Raw genomic sequence first — 10,354 nt, 5'->3', positions numbered from 1 at the left:
ATTACCTCACTTATATATTAGAAGACGGCAGTGCCTTTATAAATTAATTTCCAGCGTAAATTCTTCTTCCCTGGTAACCGGGTTAATTTGTTGTTCTATATCATTCCAGATATCACAGATACGCATGTGACGGTTGTTATGCAGTCGCTCCATGAAAAGTAAAAAACGTTCTTTCATCAATTGCATCCTCTCCTCGGAAAATAGCTCCGTGCTATATTGCAGTACCAATTGCAGGTCGCCATTATTTTCCGCTCCGTATATCCACAGATCACCTTTGATCACATTGAAGCCTGTGCCAAAGGGTATGATCTCAAGATCGCCTGACGGCTCGTATACTATATCATCAGGTCTGGTATGTGCCGCATCCCAGGTGATACCTGCATCAAATAGTGTGGAGCGTCCCAGCTCGCGTTTTACCTTCAGTTTATCTACCAGCATATCGAATGGATATAGCTGGTTATCAAAAGCACCCAGACAGGATTCCTTCACTTGCATTAACAGGGCATCAAAAGTATCTTCACCACTGAAGCTGATACGTAGTGACAGCATATTAATGTAAAAACCCACCTGTCCATACAGATCCGGATGATCACGACCGGCTACCGGCGTGCCCACCACTATATCAGTCTGGCCGGAACAACGGTACAGCAAAGCATAATAGCAGGACAATACCTGCATGAACATACTCGTACCATACTGTTCGTTCGACCGTTTCATATTTTCATGACAAGTTGCTGTCAACTGTATATTAAACTGAGCCGCCTGATATGTTCGGTCCGCCGGCCTACGATAGTCCACCGGTAGTTCGAGCAACGTGTAAGGCTTACGAAACACTTGCTGTAACCAGTAGTTTTCGAGGGCCTGTAATGCGGCTCCTTCCAGCATGGTATGTTGCCAGGCCGCATAATCCTTATACTGTATCTTCAATTCCGGCAATGCAGACTGCTCACCGGCTACTGATATATCATACAACTGATACAGTTCATCCATAAATATATCCATGGACCATCCATCGAAAATAATATGGTGCAGGTTGATAAATAACAGGTATTCATCTTCTCCGAGATGATACAGGGTAGTTCTTACTAAAGGCGCTACCGCAAGATCGAATACATGATAGGTCTCCTTTTCAATCATCCGCTGTGCTACCTCATAGTTGGCCGGAGTTGCTGACAGATCCACATTACTCATCGCAAATACAGGATCTGCCGGGCTCAATACCTGTTGTCTGGGTTCGTTATCCACCTCTACGATCACCGTACGTAGTATCTCATGCCGGTTGACCATCCCGAGGAATGCATTTTGTAACGCAGGCACATTCAATGTTCCCTTTATCGTATATGCATACGGGAAATTATAGTGATAAAGTTGGCGCTCTATCTTATGCAATACCCACAGCCGTTTTTGTGCATATGAGAGTACATAATGCGGCTGTTCCGGCACAATGGTGATCGCTGTATAATGCTGACGGCTATCCATCTTTATAACGGCGGCCAATGTTTCAATAGTTGGATGGCGGAAAATATCTGCCAGTTGCATCTGCATATTCATTTCCTTCCGGATAGCAGACATTAACTTGATCGCTTTCAGTGAATGGCCTCCCATCGCAAAGAAATTATCCCGGATACCTATTGGCCGTACATCTAATACCGTTTCCCAGATCTCCACCAGCATCTCCTGCATTTTATTGACAGGAGCGGCGTAATCCTGAGAATGCATCGCTGTCATATCCGGTTGAGGCAAGGCTTTACGGTCTACTTTACCATTTATATTCAATGGCAGGCTATCCAGCCTCATCCAGAGCGCAGGCACCATATAGTCCGGTAATACGGCAGAAAGTCCGGCAATCACCTCATCCCGGTCGTATGTTATATCTGGTACAACATACCCTACCAATAATTTAGTACCGGCATTATCCTCCATTACATCGACCACACCCTGCCGAACACCTTTACATTGCTGTAATACGGTCTCCACCTCTCCGGGTTCTACGCGGTAGCCCCTGATTTTCACCTGCTGGTCAATCCGTCCAAGACATTCCAGCATGCCACCCGGCAACCACCTGGCTTTGTCTCCCGTACGATACAACCGGATGTTCTCCTGATCCCCCAGACGATGAGTGATAAACCGCTGCGCACTTAATGCATCATCATTCACATAACCGATACCTACACCAGCACCGCCGATATACAATTCTCCAGGTATACCAGCGGGTAGCAACTGCTGGTATTCATCCAGAATATAACATGCTATATTATCCATAGGACGCCCTATCGGCACTATGGCGTTTTCATACAGGGGCCCTTCAAAATACGAGATATCTACAGTAGTCTCGGTAATGCCATAACTGTTTAACAGTCGAATGGCCGGATGACAATAATCATATAGATATTGATAATCTGCAACGCTACAGATGTCACTGCCTGCTATCAGTATCTTCAATGAGGGAAAATCGATCATTTCATCCTGTGCGTACCGAATCAGCTGTACGACCAGCCCTGGTGTAGATTCCAGTATAGTCACCTGATGCCGGTTGATCGTATCGCACAGGTAACCTACATCAAAACGTTGCGATGCCGGTGCCAACAGCAACGTACCGCCATTGAGCAATGCGCGGCAGATATCCCCGGTAAATACGTCGAAAGATACACTCGCTACTGACAACAAAACGGGTGGTTGCTCATTTAACTGGTAGTGATTTCTCCAGGCCATGCTCATATTGTAAATACAATGATGAGCTATCATCGCCCCTTTAGGCCGCCCTGTAGATCCTGATGTATAGATAACATACGCTAGGCTGCCTGGATGGATATCCATGCCCGGATTATCATCACCTAACGCAGCCTGATAGCCATCACGGTCCATCAGCAACACTTGGCGGCCGAAAGACAAACCATCAGGCAGCTTTGTAGTGGATGTGGTCAGTAGTAACTGTGCGCCACTATCTGTCAGCATATATCGGATCCGATCTTCCGGCAGATCGGGGTCAACAGGCACATAGGCTGCACCAGCCTTCAATATGGCCAATATGGCAATAATCAGCCTGGGACTACGAGGTACACACACTGCCACCAGGGATCCAGGCCCTGCATCCCTTACTGCCAGCAGATGTGCCAGTTTGTTAGCCTCCCTGTTCAAGTCTTCATAGCTCAGTACTTCATCCTCCATCACTACTGCCGGATAGGATGCCCGCAATAGCACCTGTTCATCAAAAAGCCGTACTATGTTACCCTGTGCATGCACTACAACGGTGTCATTGTAGGTATACAACAGCTCCTGCAGCTCATCGGATGTCAGCATGGCAAGTTCATGCAGCGGCAGATCTGCATTCACTACAATAGCCTGTAATAACTGCGTATAATGTACCAGCAGCCGGTCTATGGTACCGCGTGAATAGAGGTCCGTACAATATTCCGCATTGATAGCCAGCCCTTCTGCTGTCTCTGCTATATTCAGACTCAGGTCAAACTGAGCAGTGGTATGCTCATAAGAGTAAGAGCGGATGTTCACATCCGTGGTGTCACCTGCATTGTCTGCTGCATCCCCCAACGTATTCTGAAGTACCAGCATCACCTGGAACAAGGGACTTCGGCTGAGATCACGATCCCTGACCAGCGTTTCCACTATTTTTTCAAATGGTACATCCTGATGCTGATAAGCATCTACCGTAGTATGTTTTACTTGTTGCAGGAAGTTGCGGAATGAAGGATTGCCTTCCAGGTTGCTGCGGAGTACCAAGGTATTGACAAAGAAACCTATCAGCGGCTCCAACGTCAGCTGCTGCCGGTTGGAGACCGGTGCACCCACAGTAATATCATGCTGTCCGCTGTAACGGTGCAGCAGCACGTTAAAAGCCGCTAATAAAGTCATAAAGAGCGTTACATCTTCTTCAAGTGACAGCTGTAACAAACGGTCCGTAAGCGAACGATCGATCACACAGGCAGTAACAGCCCCCCGCAGACTTTGTACAGCGGGACGCGCATAGTCAGAAGGTAGTTCTAACGGCGTTACATCTCTCAGTTGCCGCTCCCAGAAAGCTAACTTACGCGCCAGTACCTCACTGGAATAGCAACTACGTTGCCATAGGGCATAATCTGCATATTGAACCTCCAATGCGGGCAGACCGGCATCTTCGCCGATATTAGCAGCTGCATACAGTGCAGATAGCTCCTTCTCCAGTATCCCCATGGACCACCCATCAGAAACAATATGGTGTACCTGTATCAATAACAGCCAGCTGCTATCCCCGGTGCAAAAAAGTGCTGCCCGTATCATGTGGTCTTCTGCAAGATCGAATGGCTGGCTGATCTCGGCTGCTACACGCAATGACAAGGCATCTCCACTACATTCCTCCGTATAATTAACCAGTTCAAAACCATCTGTTCCCATTACCTGTTGATAAGGCTGCCCGTTCACGGCTTTGATCACCGTCCGTAATACCTCATGACGATTTACCAGTTGCCGAAATGCCTGTGTAAGAGCGGCGACATCAACGTCTCCCTCCAATTGCAACAACACCGGCATATGATATTGTGTACTGCCTTGTAACTGGTCGATGAACCATAAACGTTCCTGTGCAAACGAAAGCGGAATCAGCGCTGGCCGTTCCATACGGGTCACCGGCGGCAACACGGTTGTATCTGTGAGCTGATCTATCCGGGCACAGAGCTGACTGATAGAGGGATGCAGAAACACATCCCTGATGTTGAGTTCTGCTCCGAGTGCCTGTCGGATCATCCCCAGCATACGCATCGCCAGCAGGGAATGCCCTCCCAGCCAGAAGAAATTATCGGCAACGCTGATTCTATCGCGTCCGAGTACCTCCTGCCAGATACCCAGCATCTGCCTTTCCCTGGTCGTCGATGGTGCAATGATATCTTCCTGACGGCTATCTCCGGCTGGCTGAGGCGCTGGTAACGCCGCACGGTCGATCTTACCGTTACGGTTTAACGGCAGATGATCCAGATAGATAAAAACAGCAGGCATCATATAGCCTGGCAAGCTGCCTTCCAGTTGACTACGCAACAAGGCTGGCTCCACTGCCTGATCAGCAGTGTAGTACGCCGCCAGTGCTATTACCTGATCTGCATCCCGGTAGTCCGTCACAAATGCCTCCCTGATCTTGCCGGTACCTGTCAACACCTGCTCTATCTCACGGGGTTCTACCCGATGCCCACGTATCTTCACCTGGCGGTCTATCCTACCTTTAAATACAATATTACCCTGCGCATCCCAGTATCCAAGATCACCGGTACGGTAAAGCAGCCCTTCTGTTACCAGATTACTACGTACAAATTTGCTCCTCGTCAATGCCGGGTTATTCACATACTCCCTGGCCAGACCTGTACCACCCAAACAAATCTCCCCAATCACTCCCTGTGGTACCAGCTGCATGGCAGCATCAAGAATAAACGCACTGGTACCGCTCAACGGACGACCGATTGGAATGGTAACCGCATCTGCCGGCAACTGCCTGATCTCATAGAATGTTGAAAAAGTAGTATTTTCTGTAGGTCCGTATACGTGAACAAATACTACTTCATTTTTACGGAAAGGTAATAGCTTCCTTACATGGGCTACCGACACCTGCTCTCCTCCGAAAAATACCTTATCCAGTCCTGCCAGACACTGTGGCTGCACATCCGCTAATGTATTCAGTAGCGCGGTGGTCATGAACGTAATGTTAATAGCATGATCCGTAATATAGTCTGCCAGCATTTTATCACTGGATAATATCTCCTCCGTCGGTATGTATAGCGTAGCACCATTCAGTAGTGCACCGAAGATGTCGAAAACAGCACCATCAAATACATAGTTGGAAAGCTGTAACACCCGGTCATCGGCATGGAACGTTACATAATTGGTATCCTTTACCAAACGTACAACACTCTTATGTTCAACAAGAATACCTTTCGGAGTACCCGTAGATCCGGATGTATAAGCTATATATGCAGGATCAAAAGGGAAACAGGGTCGAAGCGAAAGCATACCGGTGCTGATTACCGATATATCGTCCCGGCAAGCGCCGGTCGAACAAACAGATACCGCTTCCAGAAGGTCCCACTCAGCTGTCACCTGCTGCTCTCCTGTTAATACCAGCAGACACCCTGCATCCTGTACAATAAATTCATTTCTGCTGGCAGGGGCCGCAGGATCTAATGGTACATAGGCAGTCCCGCTTTTCAGGATGGCCAGTATACTAACGATCATTTCATATGAACGTCCGAATAGTATCGCAACAGGTACCTTGAGTTGAGATGCATATTTTGTTTTCAGATATAATGCCAGCTGGTCAGCATCATGCATCAACTGCCGGTAGGTCCAGTGTTGCCCTTTGCAATATATCGCGATCTTATCCGCGTGAAAAGCCGCCTCCCGGTCGAAGCACGTAATGATACCCTCTACCTGCTGTTGTTCCTGCATCGCTCCATAATGAAGGATAGCAGTTTGCTCCTGCGTTGTCAGGAGCGGAATACTACCAATCTGTGTATCTGCCTTTACTACGACAGTATTCATCACCTGGTGCAGATGCATCCCCATCTGCTGTATGCGGGAACGATCAAAAAGGTCCGTGTTATAATTAATACTTAACCATATGCCGGCATCGCTTTCTGAAAAATAAAATAAGAGGTCAAATTTACTACCACCGGCAGACAGCCCATATCTCGATATCTGTAAGGGAGCGTCGTGCTCTTCTTGCGCTGCTATCGTTTCTTCCTGCTGCAATGCCACAGCTACATCAAATAACGGGGAACGGCTGGTATCTCTCTGTAGCCCCAACTCATCTACCAGTTTATCAAATGGATATTGCTGATGATCAAAAGCAGATATAGTCGTTTCTTTTACCTTGTCGACCAATGAAAGGAAGGTGTCTTTTGCCAGGCATTCGGTACGCAACGGCAATGTATTTATAAACAATCCTATCTGATGCTCCAGGTCAGGATGTTCCCTGCCTGTTACAGGGCAACCGACAATGATATCTTCCTGTGCAGTGTAACGGAACAACATCGCTTTCACGGCAGCAAGCAATACTACGTACAGCGATACATTATTCCGCATACTCAGCTCCTTCAACTCTCGCGCAACATGGCTATCGATCATGATACGTTCATTACTGCCATTAAACGTTTGTACCAGCGGGCGGGGGCGATCAGATGGTATTTCGAGCAGCGGTAGCTCCCCGACAAAACGCTGTAACCAGTAATCCCGCAGGCGACTGTCACGGCCGATTTCATCAGACTGCCAGGCAGCATAGTCCCTAAACTGAATAGGTAACGCTGGCAGTACTGGTATACGATCATTCAGCAACGCGTCATATACCGATAACATTTCGTTATACAATATTTCTACTGCCACACCATCCGCTACAATATGATGAATGACCATTAACAGTACATACGATTGTTCACTTATCTTCCGCACATACACCCTTATAAGCGGGAAGACGGACAGATCGAAAGGTTGTATGATCAGCTGCGCTATATCCTCCTTCACCTTTGATTCACTATCCGGGTATTCGCTGTAATCCCTGTAATCAACAGCAAAAGGCAGTTGCGCTGCCGGCCACACCCGCTGTACGATATCATGTGCTCGCTTTTTAAAGGTGGTACGCAGGCTCTCATGTCTTTGCAACAAATAGTGACAGGTACGATTCAGTACTGATATATCCAAAGAGCCTTCGATAGTCAATGCCAATGGCATATTATAAACACCTTTCCCTTCCGTTAGCTGCTCCAGCACCCAAAATCTCCGCTGTGAAAAACTAACCGGATAATATTCCTGATCTGCGACGCTGGGAATGCCGGTATATTGTGCTACTGCATGCATTTCAATCAAACGGCATACATCTTTCACAGTAGAATTATCAAAGAAAGAACGCAACATGAGTTGTACATTAAATTCTTTCTTTACTCTGGCGATGATACGTATCGCTTTCAGTGAATGTCCTCCCAGCTCGAAGAAGTCATCTTCCATCAGGATGTGCTTCTTCATCAGTATATCCTCCCAGATAGCGACCATCTTTTTCTCCAGCAGGCTGGCGGGCGACGTACCTCCTTTACGTTGTTCGGCGGCTACAAACGGAGGCAAAGCCCGGCGATCTACTTTACCATTCAGGCTCAGTGGTATCTTTTTAATGGGCATATAATAGGCAGGTATCACCGCCTTGTCCAGGTAGTTACTTAAATGTTGCTTTAATGCTGCAATATCTATTCGCTCTGCCGATACAATATATGCGACCAGGATATCACCTTCTTCTTGATGTTTGATTTTATTCACCACACAACGACGGATACCCGGATATTTTCTGATGGCATATTCGATCTCTCCGGTCTCTACCCGATGACCATGATACTTGACCTGTCCATCTCTCCTTCCCAGGAAAAAAACCTCTCTATTCTCCATAAAACAGCCCATATCACCGGTACGGTACAGGCGTTCTCCTGGTGCGTAAGGGTTGGGAACAAACTTTTTTTCCGTCAGTTCCTGCAGGTTCATATATCCCCTAGCTACACCTGCACCGCCGATAAATATCTCTCCTACTGCTCCGATAGGCAACAGGTCATTATAGCGATCCATAATAAAGAGCGACGTGTTATCAATCGGACGTCCGATGGTAATAGCCCTGACAGCAGTTACTTCTTTGATCGCATTACCCACTGTTGCTTCTGTGGGGCCATATTCATTGAATATCCGTATCTCCGGATTGATCTGTCGCAGAAATCGGACATGATCGGCACCCAACTCCTCTCCACCAGCGATTACCAGTTGTACCGGCGTCTGGATATCCGGCGCCGCATGTTGCAGCATATCGATATGAGAAGGTGTCATCTTAACCGCAGACACCGCACTATCTGCTTCGAATATTTTTAATAACGCGGTATCTGGCTCCAGGTTGGAATAAGCATATATACATCCTCCCAGCAGGAGCGGGCAAAACATACTGGTTATTGTCAGGTCAAATGCAGGAGAGGTAAACAATGCCATATCCGGTCTGCACGCACTGAAATAAAAGCTGCATGCCCAGGACAGGTAGTTGAACATATTACCATGCGTGATCTCCACGCCTTTTGATACGCCCTCTGTGCCGGAGGTATGCATAACATATACCAGATCGTCAGCGGTCACCGATGCCCAATTGATGTCGGCAGGTGGGATAACGGCAGGGAGCGTTGTGATATCCATCACTGCCAGACCCTCCAGCCCTTCTTCTTTTGCACCAGCAGCATCTGTGATCACCAGCCGTACTCCCACATTGTTGAATATATGAGCCGTCTTCCTGATACCTTCAGACGGATCTACCGGTACAAATGCAGCACCCGATCGGATGACAGCCAATACACTGAGCATAAAGTGTGCGGATGCCGGCAACCAGATTCCCACTTTGTCTCCGGCCTGCAAACCATATTGTTGCTGTAATAGCATGGCCAGTCCGGCAGACTGTGCATTCAGCTCACGATACGTATAGCGCTGACGACCGGCAACCAATGCGGTGCGATCCGCATACTGCCGCGCCACTTCTGCAAAACGTGCCGGGAATAACTGTTCGCCCTGCCATGCCGTCACTGCCCCATAAGCCAGCGATTGCAAGGTAGACTGATACGCATCCTCCTGCTGTATACGCATATCCTCCAGCGGAATATTGACATTATCCAGGTAGGTTAGCAACTGCAGATAACAGGAGAAAAACCGCCGGATGAATGTATGACTGTAACACCGGCCGTTATAGCGTACGTTCAATTGTGTGCTCAATGCACCCGGTATCATGGCTACACTGAGGTCGTAAGTATCTATGTTACTTTCATAGCGGTGCAGCGCAGGGTCATATAAAAAAACGTTGGTAATATGATAATAATTCAGTTGCCGTTCTTTGTCCATCAACAAGTCCACCGGGAACTGCTGATATTGGTAACTTTCGGTGATCGCCTTTTTTCCGGCAAGGATCAGATCACGCAGTGTTTTCATGTCTGTAAAATCAGTCTGTAAGAGTACTTCCTCCACAAACATGGGCGCTGTTGGTACCAGGCTCCCTTTGTGCAAAGGAGTTTTGATCAGCACCGTTTCCTTACCGGTATATTTTGACAGTAAAAGGTTGAATACAGCACTGAGAATGGTAAAGCGCCCATCTTCACTATCGGTAAGCTTTCCCATTGTTCGTATCACCGACGATGGCAGCTCCAGCTGATAATGCTGTTGATCGGCATCCTGCTCCGGGGCGGCATGACCCATCTCTTCAAAAACAGTGTATTCCTGTAGTCCGGCAAACTGGCTCAGCCAAAAATGATAGTGTTGCTGGTATACGTCCTGGGTAATAAGTGTATTAAACTCCTGTAATGTAAGCGGCATAAAAAAGGAT

General features: G+C 47.6%; 1 protein-coding gene. It reads right to left on the bottom strand.

The window, feature by feature from the left end:
• Window positions 1-36 precede the first annotated feature (36 nt).
• Entirely contained in the window at window positions 37-10,344 is a 10,308-nt protein-coding gene (locus KTO58_RS28740; RefSeq protein WP_095836103.1) for a non-ribosomal peptide synthetase, read from the bottom strand.
• Between the last annotated feature and the right edge of the window lie 10 nt (window positions 10,345-10,354).

The organism is Chitinophaga pendula (assembly GCF_020386615.1).
Taxonomy (GTDB): domain Bacteria; phylum Bacteroidota; class Bacteroidia; order Chitinophagales; family Chitinophagaceae; genus Chitinophaga; species Chitinophaga pendula.
The sequence above is the reverse complement of the archived record's forward strand: the minus strand, read 5'-3'. Positions and strand labels throughout refer to the sequence as shown.

What these genes read in the sequence shown, in the direction of transcription:
- KTO58_RS28740 (WP_095836103.1), bottom strand. Translation starts at nt 10,344, where the DNA reads ATGCCGCTTACATTACAGGAGTTTAATACACTTATTACCCAGGACGTA.